Here is a 17,850-nt window from a genome sequence, read left to right as displayed (position 1 = left end):
CGATGGTCTCACCCCGGGACGCGGGCCCGGCCCGCTTCACCAGCTTCTGGCCACGGCGCGCAGCGCGATCCAGGAGTCGCGTACGCGGGCGTAGTCCATGGTCAGCTGGAGTCGGCGGTCCTCCTGCGCGGCGTCGGTCGAGCGCGTGATGACGCGTCCCACCAGACGTGCCGTGCCGCCGTCGACCGTGACGGTCACGGTCTTCTCCTCGATCGCCTGGGGCACGAACGTGGCGGCGCGCAGGTCCGCGAGCCAGGCGGCCTTCGGCTGCTGGTCCCCCGTGGTCTCCGTCAGGGTGAACCCCTCGTCGAGCAGGGCGTCGAGCGCGGCGGTGTCACCGTCGGCCATCGCGTGCAGATGGGCCCGGTAGGCGTCGATGACCTCCATGCGTGTGTTCACGTCGGCTGAGGGGTTCATAGGGGCTCCTGTCGTCGTGCCCCGCCCGTGCCGCCGGCTCGACCGGCGGGGTCGCCGTCACCGGGCGGCAGGACGAGGGCGTACCTCGGCGCATGCCTGTCAGTGATCATCATGGCTGCCGGGGTCGCCCCGTGCTCGCCGCGCCGCCGTCGACGGCGAGGAGGTTGTCGGCGTGACCGCGGCCCCCCGTCGGGCCGGGCCCGCCCCGGGTCACCCGGTCCGACCGCCGCCGGGGCGCCTGCCGTGGTCCCTCCGGGAAGGCAACCGTACGGCCGGGAGCCATACTTGACCCCTGCGGGTGCGCGTCCCGTGCCCGACACGAGAGAGGCGGCGATCCGGTGAGCAGCGAAAGCCAGGGACTGGGAAAGGCGGAGGTCCGGCTCAAGTGGGACCCCACCCCTTGGGACGAGCCACCCCATCACCTCGACATCATCGCCGCCACCTACTCGGCGGACGCCCCCCACGGGCCGCCGGTGTACGTCGTCCACTTCGACAGCCGCTCACCGGACGGCACCATCAACATGAACCGGCACAGCCTGACCGGTCAGGGTTTCGGCTATGTCGAGGTGATGACCCTGGAGCTGGACCGCCTCGCGTCCTCCTTCGCCCGGGTGGTCGTGGGCGTGGTGATCCACCAGAACAGCGGGCCGAAGACCTTCGGCGATCTGACGAACGCCGGGGTGCTGGTGGTGGAGGGGTACCGCGAGCTGCTCAAGGACGACTTCGCCCGGCTCGCCGGTTCCACCGCCGCCACCGTCGCGGAGTTCACCCGCGACACCTTGACGAAGTGGACGTTCCGGGAACTGGTCCGGGGGTTCGACAGCGACCCCGTGGCCTTCACCGCGGAGATGGGCGGCGTCCCGTAGGCGTACGGCGCCCGCGCGGGAGAACCCCGTCGTCGGCGGCGGCCGGCGGGCCGGGCTCGGCCTTGTGGGCCCGGCGGCTCACGCCCAGGCGGTCACCGGCAGGAAGGAGCTGTCCTGGCGGAACAGCTCCGTGCCGTCCGGCTGTTCCACGCGGAGCTGGTAGTCGTAGTGGCGCAGGTAGTACCCGGGGTAGTTGTACGACTCGAAGCGTGCCGAGCCGCTCGTGGTGCCGGTGCGGGCGATGAAGGTGGCGTCCTTGGCGAAGGTCGGGGTGCCGTCGTTCGGGTCGAAACGGGCGCGGAAGGAGTAGTGGCGCAGATAGTTGCCGGAGGCGTCGCGGAAGGAGTAGCCGTTCGCGTCCGCGAGGCCGGGCACGACCGTGAAGGTGGCCGCCTGCTTCTCGGCGGTGGTGCTGGAGGCGGTCACCACCGAGAGGTTGAGCAGCGAGGACTGCGCCTGCCAGTGGCGGGTCGTGTAGTTGACGGAGCGGAAGGAGCGGGTGACGTTCTTGGGCAGGTTCACACCGCCGGTCACCGTCTCCTTGACGACCGTGAAGTGGCGGGCCGTGCCGGAGACGCCCGGGAGGGCCTTCGGCGCGCTCCAGGTGGTGAAGGTGTCGTAGCTGTCGCTGTAGTAGTAGGAGCCGTCGCCGTAGCCGTCGAAGAAGATGCGCCAGCCGCCGTTGTCGAGCTGGACGAGGGCCGGGCCCTCGCGGTAGCTGCCCCAGCCGGCCCAGTTGCCCGTGCGGGAGATGGTGTACGGGCCCGCGAGCCTGGTGGCCGTGGCGTACTCGATGTACTTGGTCGTCTCGTTCTTGGTGAAGGCGTGGTAGGTCGAACCGAGCTTCACGATGAAGGTGTCGATGTGGTTCTCGCCGATGCCGGACAGGGCGACCGGTGAACTCCAGGCGGTGAGGCCGGGGTTGGTGGCCTTCAGCAGGTAGGGGGTGAACATCCACTCGTCGTCCGTGGTGGAGCAGGACACGATGATGTTGACGCTGCCGTCGCTGTCGACGAACCACTCCGGGGCCCAGGCCCGCGAGAGGTTCGCGACGGGAACCGGGTAGTCGTACAGGAACGTCCAGGTCAGCCGGTCGGAGCTGCGGGCGAAACCGATGGTGGTGCTGGGGTCCTGCCAGGTGTGGGTGGTGTAGGTCAGGTAGTAGTAGCCGTTGGTGTGCTTGATGACGCTCGCGTCGCGGATGCGGTTGGCGGGCGGGGTGTAGGCGGCGGACCTGACGAGGCGGAAGTCGGTGGCGTCGTCCGCCTGGTAGACGTTCACCGTGCCGTCGTCGCTGTTGAGGAAGGGCACGATGGTGTAGCGGGTGGCCGATCCGCCGGGCGGGGCGGCGGCGAGCGCGGTGCCGAGCAGGCCGGGCATCTCGCCGAGCACCAGCGCGGAGGCGGGCAGGGCTGCCATCGCGCGCAGCAGGCTGCGGCGGGACGGGGTGGGGCGACGTGTGGTCATGTGCGGCTCTCTCCCTACGGCTCAGCGTTCGACATGCCGAACGAAGTTCGGAAAGTCGATCAGAAGGTAGGGGTGGCTCCAGGGCACGTCAATGCTTTGCACAGGAACGGCGGTGCCCTGTGCGGCACCTGTGGCGGACGGGGAACTCGCCGCACGCGGGGCTGTGTTCCACCGTCGGCCGCCCGTGGTCACCGTTCGGCGACGACGTGCTCACGGAGGTGTCCGGCGGGTGCCGGCCTCCATGAACCACGACGGGCGGCAGCGCAGGGCTCCTCCCCCGACTGGACACCGGCACCGCCGACCGCGCGGAAGGCGCCCGTCGCCGGGGTGCGGGCGGACGCGGTCACGTCGGCGGGCCGGGGTGTGGGCGGACGCGGTCACGTCGGCGGACCAGGGTGCGGGCGGACGCGGTCACGTCGGCGGACCAGGGTGCGGGCGGACACGGTCACCTCGACGGACCAGGGCGCGGGCGGACACGGTCACCTCGACGGACCAGGGCGCGGGCGGACACGGTCACCTCGACGGACCAGGGCGCGGGCGGACACGGTCACCTCGGCAGACCAGGGCAGCCCTTAAGGTGCCCTCGTGACCGCGTCCACCGAAGAGAACGTTCCGGGCCGCTTCGGCCCCTCCGCCACCGTCGAGGCCGAACCCCGCGAGGTCGGCCGGGTGCGCACCGAGTACTCGCCCGCGCACGACGGCGACCCGGACCCCGGCGAGATCGTCTGGACCTGGGTGCCCTTCGAGGAGAACGACGGGCGGGGCAAGGACCGCCCGGTGCTGGTCGTCGCCCGGGAGGCGGCCGGCACCTTCCTCGCCGTGCAGCTCTCCAGCAAGCGGCACGACGGCGACCGCGAGTGGGTGCCGATCGGCAGCGGCCCCTGGGATCGCTCGGGCCGGGACTCCTGGGTGGACGTCGACCGTGTGCTGCGGCTGCACGAGCTGGGCATGCGCCGCGAGGCCTGCGCCCTGGACCGGATGCGGTTCAACCTGGTGGTGCGCCGGCTGCGGGAGCGGTACGGCTGGAGCTGAACCCCGGCCGACCGATCGGGGACACGTTCGGGGTCACCCCTGGCCGTGGGACCGCGGCGCCGGGAAGGCCCGTACGAAGGCCTCCCGCACGGCGCTCCCCGGCGTGCGGTCCAGCACCCCGAACACCACATGCGCGAACGTCCCCCGGAACCGGCCGCCGGGGCCCAGCAGCGTCCGGAACGCCTCCGCCACCTGCGCGGGGTCGTTGCGGAACACGCCACAGCCCCAGGCGCCGAGGACCAGCCGCCGGTAGCCGTGCGCCGCGGCCGTCTCCAGGACGCGTTCGGCGCGCACGGCCAGGGCGCGCGGCAGTTCGCCCGCGCGCTCCGGCGCCGTCCGCAGCACCACCCCGGCGTTCGGCGCGGCGGCCGTCAGGAAGCCGGCGGTGTACGGCTCGGGCAGGAACCGGCCCCGGTCGTCACGGAAGACCGGCACGGCCGGTGAGTGGATGACGCGGTCCGTGTAGAACGGGTCGCGGTGGGCGCGGTGGTGGTCGTAGAACCCGGGGGCCCGCAGCAGGCACGTGTACAGCGCGGAGCCGCGGCACAGCGCCTCCTCCTGGGCCTGGGCGCCGTTGAGGTAGCCGCCGCCGGGATTGCGCGCGGAGGCGAAGTTGAGCACCGCCACCGGGGCGTCCGCGAGTCTGCGGGCGGCCTCCAGGCTGCTCTCTCCGGTGACCTCGATCCGCGGGGCGGACGGGGCGGTTTCCAGGCCGGCCGCCGGGACCGGCACCGGGTCGGGCCCCAGCATCCGGGTCCCCTCCCGAGCGGCCTGGACCGCGGCGGCCAGCGGTGCCTCGCGCCCGTCGGGCGTGCGGTACACACCCGCGGCCACGGCCTCCTCCGTCTCCCGCGCGATGGCGCGCAGCCGCGCGCTCATGGCGCCACCCCCGTGGGCGCCACGGCCGGGTGCCGCCCGCTCTCCGGCACGGCGTCCCGTCCCCCGCCCGTCCGCCGCGTCTCCCCCGTCGTGCTCATGCACGCATCGTCAGCGATGCTGGACGGGCCGTGCAACCGGGTTTCGCCGAGGGGGAACGTCGGCGGGTCTCCTCGCGAACGCCCGGGAAACGGCGCGGGAGGGAGGGTCCGTCCGTCCCGGTGCACCCTTGTGCGATTCGGCGCGAGGGTCTTGGGTGGATGAGCGAACCGGTCCGGCGCCACCGAAGCCGGACGGATGGCATGGTGGCATATCAGGAGGATCCCGACATGTCAGACACATCGAGCAGTGCTTCGGGGAGTGACTGTACGGAGACCCGTACCGCCCTCACCGAGGCAGAGGTGGAGGCCCTGGTCAAGGGCATCTGCTTCAAGACCGGGCCACCCCGCACCGTCGGGGTCGAAGTGGAATGGCTCCTCCACGAGCTGCGCTCGCCGCGGCTCCCCGTGACACCCGAACGACTCGCGGCGGCCTACGAGGCCCTGCGGACGGTGCCGCTGTCCTCGGCGCTCACCGTCGAACCCGGCGGCCAGCTGGAACTCAGCTCCCCGCCCGCCGCCTCCCTTATGGAGTGCGTGACCACCGTCTCCGCCGACCTGGACGCCGTCCGCGCGGTCCTGCGCGAGGCGGGACTGGTCCTCGCCGGACTCGGCACCGAACCCTGGCACCCACCGCGACGGTTCCTCCGGGAGCCGCGCTACGACGCCATGGAGGCGTGCCTCGACCGCGCCGGCCCGGCCGGGCGGGCCATGATGTGCACCTCGGCCTCCGTGCAGGTCTGCCTGGACGCCGGCCACGAGGAGCCCGGCCCGCTGGGGCACGGACGGCGCTGGTGGCTGGCGCACACCCTGGGCCCGGTGCTGATCGCCGCCTTCGCCAACTCGCCGCTGCTGGGCGGCGTTCCGACGGGCTGGCGCTCCAGCCGGCAACTGCTGTGGACGGAGATCGGCGCGGGCCGCGCGGGCGCGCCCGCCCTGGACCGGGAACCGCGCGCCGAGTGGGCCCGGCACGTCCTGGACGCCCCGGTGATGTGCGTCCGCCGGGACGACGGGCCGTGGGACGTGCCCGAGGATCTGACCTTCCGGGAGTGGACCCGCTCGGGGGCCCCCACCCGGGCGGACCTCGACTACCACGTCTCCACACTGTTCCCGCCGGTCAGACCCCGTGGCCATCTGGAGCTGCGCATGATCGACGCGCAGCCGGGCGAGGACGGCTGGATCGTGCCGCTCGCCGTGACGACGGCGCTGTTCGACGACCCGGAGGCCGCCGAGAGCGCCTACCGGGCGGTGAAGCCGCTCGCGGAACGGTCCGGGCCGCTGCCCGCCCCGCACAATCCGCTGTGGAACGAGGCGGCCCGCACCGGCCTCGCCGACCCAGAGCTGCGCGAGACCGCGGTGGCCTGCTTCACGACGGCCCTGGAGGCCCTGCCCCGGATCGGCGCCACCCCCGAGGTGACGGACGCCGTCGCCGAGTACCTGGAGCGCTACGTCCGCGAGGGCCGCAGCCCCGCCGACGACCAGCTCGACCGCCTGTGCGGCGCCGAAGGCCGCACACACGGGAAGGACATCCCCACATGACCGACCTCGCCCCCGAGGCCGCGGACGCCGAGGCGTTGCGCGAGCGGGCGCTCACCACCCTCGTCACCGCCCGTGAGCGCACCACCCTGCTGACGAGCTGCGTCGAGGACCCCGACCTCACCGCCCAGCACTCCCCGCTGATGTCCCCGCTGGTGTGGGACCTCGCACACATCGGGAACCAGGAGGAGCTGTGGCTGCTGCGTGCGGTGGCCGGCCGTGAGCCGATGCGTCCCGAGATCGACGGGCTGTACGACGCCTTCGAGCACGCGCGCTCCGAGCGGCCCTCGTTGCCGCTGCTGCCGCCCGCCGAGGCCCGCGCCTACGCGGCGGAGGTGCGCGGACGCGTGCTCGACGTGCTGGAGTCGGCCGACTTCGACGGAACGCGCCTCACGGAGGCCGGCTTCGCCTTCGGGATGGTCGCCCAGCACGAACAGCAGCACGACGAGACCATGTTGATCACCCATCAGCTCCGCACCGGCCCGCAGGCCCTGACCGCCCCGGACCCGGAACCGGTCCCGCTGTTCACCGGCCCGTCGGAAGTGCTCGTGCCGGGCGGCCCGTTCATGATGGGTACCTCCGGCGAGCCGTGGGCGCTGGACAACGAGAGGCCGGCACACCGGCGTGAGGTGGCGGCGTTCCACATCGACACCACGCCGGTGACCAACGGGGCCTACCAGGCGTTCATCCACGACGGCGGTTACGACGACGCCCGCTGGTGGGCCCCCGAGGGCTGGTCCCACATCCGCCGGCACCGGATCGGCGCCCCGCTGTTCTGGCACCGCGACGGCGGGCAGTGGCTCCGGCGCCGCTTCGGCGTCACCGAGGTCGTGCCGCCCGAGGAGCCGGTGCTGCACGTGTCCTGGTACGAGGCCGACGCCTACGCCCGGTGGGCCGGGCGGCGGCTGCCCACCGAGGCCGAGTGGGAGAAGGCGGCCCGCTTCGACCCGGCGACCGGCGGCTCGACGCGCTACCCGTGGGGTGACGCCGATCCCACGCCCGAGCACGCCAACCTCGGCCAGCGCCACCTGCGCCCGGCACCCGCCGGCAGCTATCCGGCGGGGGCCTCGCCGCTCGGCGTACGGCAGTTGATCGGCGACGTGTGGGAGTGGACGTCGAGCGACTTCCAGCCCTACCCCGGTTTCCGGGCGTTCCCGTACAGGGAGTACTCGGAGGTGTTCTTCGGCCCGGAGCACAAGGTGTTGCGCGGCGGTTCGTTCGCGGTGGACCCGGTGGCCTGCCGGGGCACCTTCCGCAACTGGGACTATCCGATCCGGCGGCAGATCTTCTCCGGCTTCCGCACGGCCCGCACCGGGGCCGCCTGATGTGCCGTCATATCGCGTTCCTGGGACCGGACGAGCCGCTCGGCCGACTCCTGGTGGCGCCCCCGCACGGCCTGTACCGCCAGTCGTGGGCACCGCGCAGACAGCGGTACGGCACCGTCAACGCCGACGGCTTCGGAGTCGGCTGGTACGCCGAGGACGACCCGGTACCGGCCCGCTACCGCCGGGCCGGGCCGATCTGGGCCGACCTGTCCTTCGCCGACCTGGCCCGCGTCGTGCGCAGCCGCGCGGTGCTGGCCGCCGTGCGGGACGCGACGCTGGCCGGGGCGGACGCCGAGGCCGCGGCGGCGCCGTTCGCGGCGGGGTCCTGGCTGTTCAGCCACAACGGGGCCGTGCCGGGCTGGCCGGGGTCACTGGAGCCGCTGGCCCGGTCGCTGCCGGCGGACGCGGTGCTGTCCATGGAGGCGCGCAACGACTCGGCGTTCGTATGGGCCCTGGTGCTGGCCCGGCTGCGCGCCGGGGACTCGGAGGGCCGGGCGCTCACCGACACCGTGCGGGAGGTCGCCGAGGCGGCCCCCGGCTCCCGCCTCAACCTGCTGCTCGGCAACGGCGACACCATCACGGCGACGGCCTGGGGCGACACCCTCTGGTACCTGACGGAACCCGGCCGCACGGTCGTGGCGTCCGAACCCTACGACGACGATCCGCGCTGGCAGGAGGTCCCCGACCGCACCCTGCTCACGGCGACCCGCACCGAGGTGCTGCTCACCCCGCTGAAGGACCCGAGCGCGGCCACGGCACCCTCCCCCACTCCCGGCTCCGGTCGGCCCGGGGAACCCCCATCATCCGAGGAGACCGGCTCGTGAGCCCGTTCAAGATCACCCGTTCCCTCCCCGAGGACGCCACGGACGCCGCCCTGCGCGCCGACGTCCTCCAGGGACTCACCGCCACCCCGAAGACGCTGCCGCCGAAGTGGTTCTACGACGCCCACGGCAGCGAGCTGTTCGAGCGGATCACCGAGTTGCCCGAGTACTACCCGACGCGGGCCGAGCGCGAGATCCTCGTGGACCGGGCCGGTGAGATCGCCGCCGCGGCCGGTGCCCGCACACTCGTCGAGCTGGGATCGGGGTCCTCGGAGAAGACCCGTCATGTCATCGACGCGCTGACGGACCTGCACACCTACGTGCCCGTCGACGTCAGCGAGAGCGCCCTCACCGGCGCGGGGCGGGCGCTGATCGCCGAGCGGCCGGGCCTGACCGTCCACGCCCTGATCGCCGACTTCACCGCGCCGCTGACGCTCCCCGACACACCGGGGCCGCGGTTGCTGGCGTTCCTCGGCGGCACGATCGGCAACCTGCTGCCCGACGAGCGCGCGGCCTTCCTCGGCTCGGTGCGGGCACTGCTCTCGCCGGGCGACGCGCTCCTGCTCGGCACCGACCTCGTCAAGGACGAGGGGGTGCTGGTGCGGGCGTACGACGACGCGGCCGGGGTGACGGCCGCCTTCGACAAGAACGTCCTGACCGTCGTCAACCGTGAACTGGGCGCGGACTTCGATCCCGGTGCCTTCGACCACGTCGCGCTCTGGGACCCGGAGAACGAGTGGATCGAGATGCGGCTGCGCTCCCGCGCGGCGCAGACGGTGAAGCTCCCCGCGCTCGATCTCGCCGTCGACTTCGCGGCGGGCGAGGAACTGCGGACGGAGATCTCGGCGAAGTTCCGCGAGGAGGGGGTGCGCACCGAACTGTCGGCGGCGGGACTTGAGTTGTCCCACTGGTGGACGGACCGGGAGGACCGCTTCGCGCTCTCGTTGAGCACCGTGCGATAGGCCGCGGCCGGGCCGGGCGGTCAGCCGGCGGACACCGCCAGCGCCTCCGTGATCCGTCGGGAGGCGCGGCGGGCCTCCGTGACCGGATCGGCTCCGCCGAGCACCCTGGTCATGAAGGTCTTGATCGGGTTGTCCGCCTCCACGGCGGCCCACTCGGGCGTGCTGGGGGTCGCCCGGCCCTGTGCGGCTCCCGCCGCCATGGCCGCGACCCCCTCCTCGCCCGCCACGGCCGACGCCAGCTTCGCCTTGTTCGGCACGTAGTTCATGGTGCGGGCCAGGTCGGTGTTCCACTCCGCGCCGGCCAGGGCGGCCACGACGGCGACGGCCCCCTCGCGCCGGTCGGTGTTGCGGGGGATCACCAGATCGGAGCCGCCGATGAAGACGGCACCCGGCTTCGCCGCGGTCTTCCCCGGCACGGGGAAGTAGCCCAACTTGCCCTCCAGGCCGGGGTTCTGCTGGAGGACGGCCCGCGCGAGCCCGGGGACGGCGACGAGCTGGGCGACCTTGCCCGCGGCGAACACGCCTGCCTGGGGCGGGTGTTCCTCGTCCGCGTCGACCGGGCCCGCGCCGAGGGCCTGGAGGCGCTGGTAGAACCTCATGCCGCGCAGGGCGGCCGGGGTGTCCAGGGCGCCCTCCCAGCGGCCGGCCTCGTCCGTGGCGAGGTCGCCGCCCTCGTCCCAGATGAAGCCGGAGAGGGTGTACCAGTCCTGGCCGGCCAGGTAGATGCCCTGGTTCCCGTCCGAGTTCAGCTTCTCGGTGGCGGCCAGCCACTCCTCGCGGGTGCGCGGCGGGGTGGTGACGCCTGCCCGTTCGAAGAGGTCCTTGCGGTAGATCACGACCCTGTTGGCCGCGTACCAGGGAATGCCGTACTGGTGGAAGCGGCGCTGCCCCGGCTCCGCGAGGCCGGGCAGCCACGCGTCCTGGCCCCATTTGGCCACCGACTCCAGGGTCAGGTCGAGCAACCGGTTGCCGTCCACGTACCGCGGAACCTGGGTGTTGCCGACCTCGATGACGTCCGGCCCGCCCTCGCCCTCGCCGTCCAGGGCCGTCTGCACCTTTCCGCCGATGCCGGTCCACTCCTGGATGCGGATGTCCAGGTCGAGGTCGGGGTGGTCGCGTTCGAAGTCCTCGGTGAACCGGTCCAGGAAGTCCTGCGAGGCGCTGTCCTTCATCAGCCAGACGGTGACGGTCTGCCGGTCGGCGCCGCCGATGCCGGGAACGGCACCGCAGCCGGTCAGCAGGGAGGCGGACACACAGAGGAGGGCGAGGAGGCGACGTCTCACGGGGGTCCTGTTCTGCCTGGTGGACAGGGTGGAGGGGCCCGACGTGGGGGAACGGGCATGGTTGCCCGAACGGGTGTGCAGAAGTTTGGTATGGACCAATACGGAGGTCAAGGGGAAACCGCCCCGTGCTCCGACGTCTCGCGTTCCGCCGCAGCTTGGGGCACGGTGGAGTGACGCGTGACACAGGTGACACCGCCGTCACGGCCGAGAGGAGCACCCGCATGTCGAACCACACCTACCGGGTCACGGAGATCGTCGGCACCTCGCCCGACGGCGTGGACCAGGCGATCCGCAACGCCATCTCCCGCGCCTCGCAGACCCTTCGGCACCTGGACTGGTTCGAGGTGACCCAGGTGCGCGGCCAGATCGAGAACGGTGACGTCGCGCACTGGCAGGTGGGCCTCAAGGTCGGCTTCCGCCTGGACGAGTCCGAGTGACATGACGGCCGGCCCGCCGTGGCGACACGGACGATCCGGCCGCACGGTCCGCCGTCAGGAGTGACGACGGAAGGGCCGGTGCGGTCGCACGTGCGCCGACGGAAGTGACGGAAGCGCGGTTCGGTCGCACGTCCGCCGACCGGAGGGACGGGAACCACTGAGGAACTGGAGGGGCTGAAGGGACTGGAGGGCCGATCAACCCGCCGGGTCCGCCGACCGCCCTCGCCTCAGGTACGCCCCTCCCGCTCCTGCGCCACACGCAGCGCGGCCGACGGATCCGCCCAGCGCGCCCGGACGACGGTGAAGCCCGCCGCCTCCGCGTCGTCGCAGACCAGTTGGTCGTCGTCCACCAGGACCCGCACCTCGCGGTCCTCGCCGAGCCGGCGCAGGATCTCCAGTTTGGTGCGGCGGGCCGGCCGGCGGTCGCCGTCGCGCCGCATGTACACCCGCCCCTCGGGCAGCCCGTGCCGGTCGAGCCACTCGCGGGTGTCCCGGCGGCAGCGCTCGGGCCGCCCGGTCAGATAGACGACCTCGCACTCCCGCGCGCTCTCCAGGGCCAGCGCGATCCCCTCCGCGAGCGGCGGGTCCTGCGGCGCCGCCGCGAAGAAGGCGTCCCAGTCCCGCGGCTTGCGCTCCAGGAACCGTTGCCGGTGGGCGGTGTCGGCGAGGGTGTTGTCCAGGTCGAACACGGCAAGGGGCCGCCTGCTGCTGTCGGTCACAGCACCACCCTAAGGATCTTCCGCCCGCGGGCAACCTCACGGCCGGGCAGGGCCCGGCAGGGTCCGGCAGGGTCCGGCAGGGTCCGGCAGGGTCCGGCAGGGTCCGGCAGGGTCCGGCAGGGTCCGGCAGGGTCCGGCAGGGTCCGGCAATTGTTAATGGGATCCATTTTCATGTAGCGTCCTCGGTGCTCAGCCCGACGAGGAGGTTCCCATGGCCGTGCCCAAGCGGAAGATGTCCCGCAGCAACACCCGTCACCGCCGCGCCCAGTGGAAGGCGGTCACGCCGACACTGGTGCCGGTCACCGTGGACGGCGTCCGCCACCTCGTCCCGCAGCACCTGGTGCGGGCGTACGAACGCGGCCTGCTGCGTCCCGACGGCTGACCGACGCCGTACGGGAATCGCGGCGCCCGCCATGCGTTGAACACCGTGTGAGTTCAGTGATCGAAGCCGCCAGGTTCTCCGTCCTCGACCGTTCCCGCACACGCGAGGGGCATCCGGCCGACGCGGCGCTGCGGGACACCGTGGCGCTGGCGCGGGAGGCGGAGGCGCTCGGGTACCACCGCTTCTGGGTGTCCGAGCACCACGGGGTGCCCGGTGTCGCCGGCTCCGCGCCGACCGTCCTCGCCGCCGCCGTCGCCGCCGCGACCGCCACGATCCGGGTCGGCACGGGCGGGGTGATGCTGCCCAACCACCGTCCACTGGTCGTCGCCGAGCAGTTCGGGGTGCTGGAGTCGCTGTTCCCCGGCCGGATCGACATGGGCCTGGGCCGCTCGGTCGGCTTCACCGACGGGGTCCGCAGGGCACTGGGGCGCGACAAGGGCGACGCCGAGGACTTCGGCGCCCAACTGCGGGAACTGCTCGGCTGGTTCGACGGCACCTCGCCGACCGGTGTGCACGCCCGCCCCGCCGAGGGGCTGACCGTGCCGCCGTTCGTGCTGGCGATGGGCGAGGGCGCGCGGATCGCGGCGGAGGCGGGACTGCCGATGGTCATCGGCGATCTGCGCGACCGGGACCGGCTGCGGCGCGGCGTCGACGACTACCGCGCCCGGTTCCGCCCCTCCCCCTGGGCCGCGGAACCGTACGTCATCGTCTCCGGGACCGTCGCGGTCGCCGCGACGCCCGAGGAGGCCCGCCGGCTGCTGATCCCGGAAGCCTGGTCGGCGGCGCACTCCCGCACGCGCGGAACGTTCCCGCCACTGCCCCCGGCCGAGCGGGTCGAGGCTTCGTCGATGACGGCGCGGGAACGGGGTTTCTACGATTCCGCCCTGGCCGGTCAGATCGCCGGCACCGAGGAACAGGTCGCCCACGAACTGGAAGGGGTACTGAAGGACACGGGGGCCGAGGAGGTCCTCGTCACGACCAGCACCTACGACCGTCGGGCACTCCTGGACTCCTACCGACGGCTGGCGGCCGTGGTGCACGGGGACCGCCGACCGCGCCCTTGACTCCGGCCGGAGGGCTCGGGCGACCGACCGGTGCCGCTGGTGGGCGGGCAGTTCAGATGCCGCACAGGAAGCGGAAGCACGCGATGCGCCGGGCAGCGCACTTGTCGTGCGAGGTGAGCTTCGGAGCCAGTCCCCTGAGTGGTTTAGCCATCGCTCCCCACGATCGGCCGCCCCCCTCTCCTAATCTACTCTCCGTAGCCGCACGGTTACGGCAAGTGAAAGGGGAGAGGGATGCGTATCAAGTCCACAGGCCGACTGGCGGCCGTGGCCTCGACAGTGCTGCTGCTGCTCGGCGGGGCGACCACCTCGGCACAGGCAGCGGCACCCGGACCCGTCCTGTACTCGATCGACTTCTCCAACCCCCAGGAGCAGGACGACAACGACCTGCCCGAGCCCTACGGAAGGGTCTGGGTGCAGGCGCCCTGGGGCCAGGAGACCGCACTGTGGCAGCACCCTGACGTCGGCATCAACACCCCCACCCTTCCCCGCTACCCCGACCACAGCCTCTACGAGATGAGGTACGTCGACCACCCCGTCACCGAGGTGTGCGCCCTGGTGAACGAGGACGACACCGGCATCAACGCCGATGACGAACTCGCCGTCGGGTGCCTGCCGGTCGAGGGTCCCGGCGAGTACACCATCCGCGGTGACGACGGGTCGGTCACTGTCACCCTGTACAGGTTCTGACGACCTCGGGCTCATGGCCGTCGCCCCCGCTCGTGGCCTTCGAAGGCCACGAGCGGGGGCTTCCCACCGCTTCCGGGACAGGCGCTCGGCCGGGGCTGCCCGGCCGAGCGCCTCAGGTGGGCGGCTGTCGAGCGCGGCTGCGACCGCGTCCAGGTCCTCGCGGCTGTGCCGGGCCGAGTCAGTGCCCCTCGAAAGGCACTGCCGCACAAGGCCGTCGGTGTTCTCTTTCGGGGCACGGTGCCGACGGCTGCCGGGGAGCGTGGGTGTGGGGTCGCTGCATGCCTGACGCGCCGCGGGGCCGGAAAGCCAGACGGGGCCGGGGATGAGCACCACTCCCGGCCCCGCCCGTCCGCGCGTCTCGGCGAACGTTCTCCTGCTGTGCGGTGTGCGCTCAGCGCCTGGCCACCTTGCGGGTGGCGCGCAGCCACTCCTTGTTCATCCCGGTGATCGAGACCAGCGGGATGCCCTTCGGGCAGGCGGTGGCACACTCGCCTGCCAGCGTGCAGCCGCCGAAGCCCTCCTCGTCCATCTGCGCCACCATGTCGAGCACACGGGTCTCCCGCTCGGGCGCGCCCTGCGGCAGGACGTTCAGGTGGTTGACCTTGGCGGAGGTGAAGAGCATCGCCGCGCCGTTGGGGCAGGCCGCCACGCAGGCCCCGCAGCCGATGCACTCGGCGTGCTCGAACGCGAGGTCGGCGTCCGGCTTGGGCACCGGGGCGGCGTGCGCCTCGGGGGCGGCCCCGGTGGGGGCGGTGATGTAGCCGCCGGCCTGGATGATCCGGTCGAAGGCCGACCGGTCCACGACCAGGTCCTTGATCACGGGGAACGCGGACGCCCGCCACGGCTCCACGTCGATCGTGTCGCCGTCCCGGAAGGACCGCATGTGCAGCTGGCAGGTGGTGGTGCGTTCCGGCCCGTGCGCGTCGCCGTTGATGACGAGGGAGCAGGCGCCGCAGATGCCCTCGCGGCAGTCGTGGTCGAAGGCGACGGGATCCTCGCCCTTGAGGATGAGTTCCTCGTTGAGGGTGTCGAGCATCTCCAGGAAGGACATGTCGGAGGAGATGCCGTCCACCTCGTACGTGGACATGGCGCCGTCGGCGTCGGTGTTCCTCTGCCGCCAGACGCGCAGGGTGAGCTTCATGCGTAGCTCCGCTGGGTGGGGTGGACGTACTCGAAGGCCAGGTCTTCCCTGTGCAGGACGGGTGCTTCGCCGGTGCCGGTGAACTCCCAGGCGGCCGCGTACGCGAACTCCTCGTCCCGGCGGGCGGCCTCGCCGTCCGGGGTCTGGGACTCCTCGCGGAAGTGGCCGCCGCAGGACTCGGCGCGGTGCAGCGCGTCGAGGCACATCAGCTCGGCCAGCTCCAGGTAGTCGACGACGCGGTTGGCCTTCTCCAGGGACTGGTTGAACTCCTCCCCGGTGCCGGGGACCTTGACGCGCCGCCAGAACTCCTCGCGGATCTGCGGGATCCGTTCGAGGGCCTTGCGCAGGCCGGAGTCGGTGCGGGCCATGCCGCAGAACTCCCACATCAGTTCGCCGACCTCGCGGTGGAAGGAGTCGGGCGTGCGGTCGCCGTCGACGGACAGCAGCAGGTGGAGACGGTCCTGGGTCTCCGCCAGCACCTCCTGCACGACGGGGTGGTCGTCGCCGACCTCACTCTGCCGCGGGTTGCGGGCGAGGTAGTCGTTGATGGTGGCGGGCAGCACGAAGTAGCCGTCGGCCAAGCCCTGCATCAGCGCGGACGCGCCGAGCCGGTTGGCGCCGTGGTCGGAGAAGTTGGCCTCGCCGATCGCGAAGAGGCCGGGGACGGTGGTCTGGAGGTCGTAGTCGACCCACAGGCCGCCCATCGTGTAGTGGACGGCGGGGTAGATCCGCATCGGCACCCGGTACGGATCCTCGTCGGTGATCCGCTGGTACATGTCGAAGAGGTTGCCGTACCTGGCCTCGACGGCCGCACGCCCCATCCGCGTGATCGCGTCGGCGAAGTCCAGGTAGACGCCCTGGCCGCCGGGGCCGACGCCCCGCCCCTCGTCGCAGACGTTCTTGGCGGCGCGGGAGGCGATGTCACGGGGGACCAGGTTGCCGAAGGAGGGGTAGAGCCGTTCCAGGTAGTAGTCGCGCTCGTCCTCGGGGATCCGGTTCGGCGGCCGGTCGTCGCCCTTCTCCTTCGGCACCCAGATCCGGCCGTCGTTGCGCAGCGACTCGCTCATCAGGGTCAGCTTCGACTGGTGGTCGCCGGTGCGCGGGATGCAGGTCGGATGGATCTGCGTGAAACAGGGATTGGCGAAGTGGGCGCCCCGCCGGTGCGCGCGCCAGACCGCGGTGGCGTTGGAGTTCATGGCGTTGGTCGACAGGTAGAAGACGTTCCCGTAACCGCCGCTGGCGAGTACGACGGCGTCGGCGAAGTACGTGTCGATCCGGCCGGTGATCAGGTCCCGCGCCACGATCCCCCGCGCCCGTCCGTCGACGACGATCAGGTCGAGCATCTCGGTGCGCGGGTGCATCTCGACGGTGCCCGCGGCGATCTGCCGGCTGAGCGCCTGGTAGGCGCCGAGCAGCAGTTGCTGACCGGTCTGGCCGCGGGCGTAGAACGTGCGGGACACCTGCACGCCGCCGAACGAGCGGGTGTCGAGGAGGCCGCCGTACTCCCGGGCGAAGGGCACGCCCTGCGCCACGCACTGGTCGATGATCTCGACGGAGATCTGCGCGAGGCGGTGCACGTTGGACTCCCGCGCCCGGAAGTCGCCGCCCTTGACGGTGTCGTAGAACAGCCGGTGGACGGAGTCGCCGTCGTTGCGGTAGTTCTTCGCCGCGTTGATGCCGCCCTGCGCAGCGATCGAGTGGGCGCGGCGCGGGGAGTCCTGGTAGCAGAACTGGACGACGTGATAGCCCTGTTCGGCGAGGGTGGCGCCGGCGGAGCCGCCCGCGAGGCCGGTGCCGACGACGATGACGGTGTGCTTGCGCCGGTTGGCCGGGTTGACCAGCCGGGCCTCGAAGCGGCGCGTGTCCCAGCGCTCGGCGATCGGCCCGCCGGGGGCCTTGGCGTCGACGACGGGCTCGCCGGTCGTGTAGTCCGCGTAGGAAGTCATGTTCAGCTCACCACTCCGGTCATGACGCCCACGGGTACGGCGACGAAGCCGGCCGTGAGCAGCAGCGCGAGGATGTCGGCGACGGTCTTGAGGGCGCGGTCGCGGGCGCGGCTGCCGACGCCCAGGGTCTGGGCGGCGCTCCAGAAACCGTGCCGGACGTGCAGCCCGAGGGCGAGCATCGCGACGATGTAGACGGCGTTGCCGTACCAGGTGGAGAAGGTGTCCACGACGTTCTGGTAGGGCCGGCCCTCCTGGAAGCCGCCGGGGTGCGCGGTGCCGGTCGTCAGGTCCAGGAGGTGCCAGACGACGAACAGGCCCAGGATGATCCCGCCCCAGCGCATGGTGCGCGTCGCGTAGCTCGTCCGGGCCTTCTTGTGGACGTACTTGTCCGGGCGTGCCGCGAGGCCGCGGCGGCTCAGCTGGTACGCGGACACGGCGTGCGCGACCACCGCGACGACCAGGACGACCCGGATCAGCCACAGCGTCCACTCCTCGTGCATGAACGGCTCGCCGACCGTGCGCAACCAGTGCGCGTAGTGGTTGAACTCCCCCGGCCCGAAGAAGATCTTCAAGTTGCCGATCATGTGGGCGACCAGGTACAGGAGCATGATCAGACCGCTGACGGCCATCACCGTCTTCTTGCCGACGGAGGAGTCCCACACGGTGCGCGCCATGGACGTCCGTCGGTCCGTCCGCGTTGCCAGAGCCATGGAACAGGACGCTACGGGCGAACGGCCCCATCAGTCCAAGACATGGTCCGGCTCGTTTCCATAGGGAACACCTATCCTGGC

The 17,850-nt window shown here is 72.2% G+C and carries 18 protein-coding genes; 10 read left to right on the top strand and 8 right to left on the bottom strand.

Features of this window, described 5'->3' with window-relative positions:
- Positions 1-36: 36 nt before the first annotated feature.
- A complete protein-coding gene (locus tag ACFYO5_RS15125) occupies positions 37-417 on the bottom strand; it encodes a nuclear transport factor 2 family protein (RefSeq protein ID WP_356565985.1) in 381 nt (126 codons plus the stop codon).
- A gap of 338 nt (positions 418-755) precedes the next feature.
- Here ACFYO5_RS15125 and ACFYO5_RS15120 point away from each other — a divergent pair, with 338 nt between their 5' ends.
- On the top strand, positions 756-1,283 hold the full coding sequence (locus tag ACFYO5_RS15120; RefSeq protein ID WP_388708665.1) for a TerD family protein: 528 nt from the start codon (positions 756-758) through the stop codon (positions 1,281-1,283).
- 78 nt (positions 1,284-1,361) lie between these two features.
- On the opposite strand, the gene ACFYO5_RS15115 is transcribed toward ACFYO5_RS15120, so the two are convergent.
- The gene (locus ACFYO5_RS15115) at positions 1,362-2,750 is read right to left on the bottom strand and encodes a glycoside hydrolase family 43 protein (RefSeq protein WP_388708662.1); all 1,389 of its coding nucleotides are present in this window, start codon (positions 2,748-2,750) and stop codon (positions 1,362-1,364) included.
- Positions 2,751-3,335: 585 nt separating this feature from the next.
- On the opposite strand from ACFYO5_RS15115, the gene ACFYO5_RS15110 reads away from it, so the two are divergent.
- Positions 3,336-3,782 (top strand): type II toxin-antitoxin system PemK/MazF family toxin, encoded by a 447-nt coding sequence (locus tag ACFYO5_RS15110; protein ID WP_388708659.1) that lies wholly within the window; start codon positions 3,336-3,338, stop codon positions 3,780-3,782.
- Positions 3,783-3,815: 33 nt separating this feature from the next.
- Here ACFYO5_RS15110 and ACFYO5_RS15105 read toward each other — a convergent pair whose 3' ends face one another.
- Positions 3,816-4,661 carry a TIGR02452 family protein gene (locus ACFYO5_RS15105; RefSeq protein WP_388708657.1) on the bottom strand — a complete coding sequence of 282 codons (846 nt, stop codon included), beginning with the start codon at positions 4,659-4,661 and terminating at the stop codon, positions 3,816-3,818.
- Between the two features lie 326 nt (positions 4,662-4,987).
- Here ACFYO5_RS15105 and egtA point away from each other — a divergent pair, with 326 nt between their 5' ends.
- Genes egtA through egtD form a run of 4 tightly spaced genes read left to right on the top strand, consistent with a single transcriptional unit; the run spans position 4,988 to position 9,400 of the window.
- Positions 4,988-6,295, top strand: a complete 1,308-nt coding sequence (gene egtA, locus ACFYO5_RS15100) for an ergothioneine biosynthesis glutamate--cysteine ligase EgtA (RefSeq protein WP_388708654.1) — start codon at positions 4,988-4,990, stop codon at positions 6,293-6,295.
- A complete protein-coding gene (gene egtB, locus ACFYO5_RS15095; RefSeq protein ID WP_388708651.1) occupies positions 6,292-7,617 on the top strand; it encodes an ergothioneine biosynthesis protein EgtB in 1,326 nt (441 codons plus the stop codon). Before egtA ends, egtB begins: the two co-directional genes overlap by 4 nt.
- The gene (egtC, locus tag ACFYO5_RS15090) at positions 7,617-8,441 is read left to right on the top strand and encodes an ergothioneine biosynthesis protein EgtC (RefSeq protein WP_388708648.1); all 825 of its coding nucleotides are present in this window, start codon (positions 7,617-7,619) and stop codon (positions 8,439-8,441) included. The genes egtB and egtC overlap by 1 nt, the downstream gene beginning before the upstream one ends.
- A complete protein-coding gene (gene egtD / locus ACFYO5_RS15085; protein ID WP_388708646.1) occupies positions 8,438-9,400 on the top strand; it encodes an L-histidine N(alpha)-methyltransferase in 963 nt (320 codons plus the stop codon). The genes egtC and egtD overlap by 4 nt, the downstream gene beginning before the upstream one ends.
- Positions 9,401-9,420: 20 nt before the next feature.
- Here the strand turns inward: egtD and ACFYO5_RS15080 are convergent, their stop codons facing one another.
- Positions 9,421-10,683 carry an extracellular solute-binding protein gene (locus tag ACFYO5_RS15080; RefSeq protein ID WP_388708644.1) on the bottom strand — a complete coding sequence of 421 codons (1,263 nt, stop codon included), beginning with the start codon at positions 10,681-10,683 and terminating at the stop codon, positions 9,421-9,423.
- A 221-nt stretch (positions 10,684-10,904) separates the two neighbouring features.
- Here ACFYO5_RS15080 and ACFYO5_RS15075 point away from each other — a divergent pair, with 221 nt between their 5' ends.
- Complete coding sequence (locus ACFYO5_RS15075; protein ID WP_356566004.1) at positions 10,905-11,120, top strand: dodecin; 216 nt, start codon at positions 10,905-10,907, stop codon at positions 11,118-11,120.
- A gap of 227 nt (positions 11,121-11,347) precedes the next feature.
- Here the strand turns inward: ACFYO5_RS15075 and ACFYO5_RS15070 are convergent, their stop codons facing one another.
- Positions 11,348-11,839 carry a hypothetical protein gene (locus ACFYO5_RS15070; RefSeq protein ID WP_388708641.1) on the bottom strand — a complete coding sequence of 164 codons (492 nt, stop codon included), beginning with the start codon at positions 11,837-11,839 and terminating at the stop codon, positions 11,348-11,350.
- Positions 11,840-12,050: 211 nt separating this feature from the next.
- On the opposite strand from ACFYO5_RS15070, the gene rpmF reads away from it, so the two are divergent.
- The 3 genes from rpmF (at position 12,051) to ACFYO5_RS15055 (ending at position 13,972) form a co-directional block, all read left to right on the top strand.
- Positions 12,051-12,221 carry a 50S ribosomal protein L32 gene (rpmF, locus tag ACFYO5_RS15065; RefSeq protein ID WP_356566008.1) on the top strand — a complete coding sequence of 57 codons (171 nt, stop codon included), beginning with the start codon at positions 12,051-12,053 and terminating at the stop codon, positions 12,219-12,221.
- 47 nt (positions 12,222-12,268) lie between these two features.
- A complete protein-coding gene (locus ACFYO5_RS15060; RefSeq protein ID WP_388708638.1) occupies positions 12,269-13,285 on the top strand; it encodes an LLM class flavin-dependent oxidoreductase in 1,017 nt (338 codons plus the stop codon).
- A gap of 231 nt (positions 13,286-13,516) precedes the next feature.
- On the top strand, positions 13,517-13,972 hold the full coding sequence (locus tag ACFYO5_RS15055) for a hypothetical protein (protein WP_356566012.1): 456 nt from the start codon (positions 13,517-13,519) through the stop codon (positions 13,970-13,972).
- A gap of 391 nt (positions 13,973-14,363) precedes the next feature.
- On the opposite strand, the gene ACFYO5_RS15050 is transcribed toward ACFYO5_RS15055, so the two are convergent.
- The 3 genes from ACFYO5_RS15050 to ACFYO5_RS15040 are packed head-to-tail and all read right to left on the bottom strand — an operon-like array spanning position 14,364 to position 17,733.
- Complete coding sequence (locus tag ACFYO5_RS15050; RefSeq protein WP_388708635.1) at positions 14,364-15,113, bottom strand: succinate dehydrogenase/fumarate reductase iron-sulfur subunit; 750 nt, start codon at positions 15,111-15,113, stop codon at positions 14,364-14,366.
- The gene (locus ACFYO5_RS15045; RefSeq protein WP_388708632.1) at positions 15,110-17,059 is read right to left on the bottom strand and encodes a fumarate reductase/succinate dehydrogenase flavoprotein subunit; all 1,950 of its coding nucleotides are present in this window, start codon (positions 17,057-17,059) and stop codon (positions 15,110-15,112) included. Before ACFYO5_RS15045 ends, ACFYO5_RS15050 begins: the two co-directional genes overlap by 4 nt.
- Before the next feature lie 2 nt (positions 17,060-17,061).
- Positions 17,062-17,733, bottom strand: coding sequence for a succinate dehydrogenase (locus tag ACFYO5_RS15040; RefSeq protein WP_388709255.1), 672 nt, complete (start codon positions 17,731-17,733; stop codon positions 17,062-17,064).
- Positions 17,734-17,850 lie beyond the last annotated feature (117 nt).

The sequence above is a fragment of the Streptomyces sp. NPDC006259 genome (assembly GCF_042870975.1).
In the GTDB taxonomy this organism is placed as follows: Bacteria; Actinomycetota; Actinomycetes; order Streptomycetales; family Streptomycetaceae; genus Streptomyces.
The sequence above is the reverse complement of the archived record's forward strand: the minus strand, read 5'-3'. Positions and strand labels throughout refer to the sequence as shown.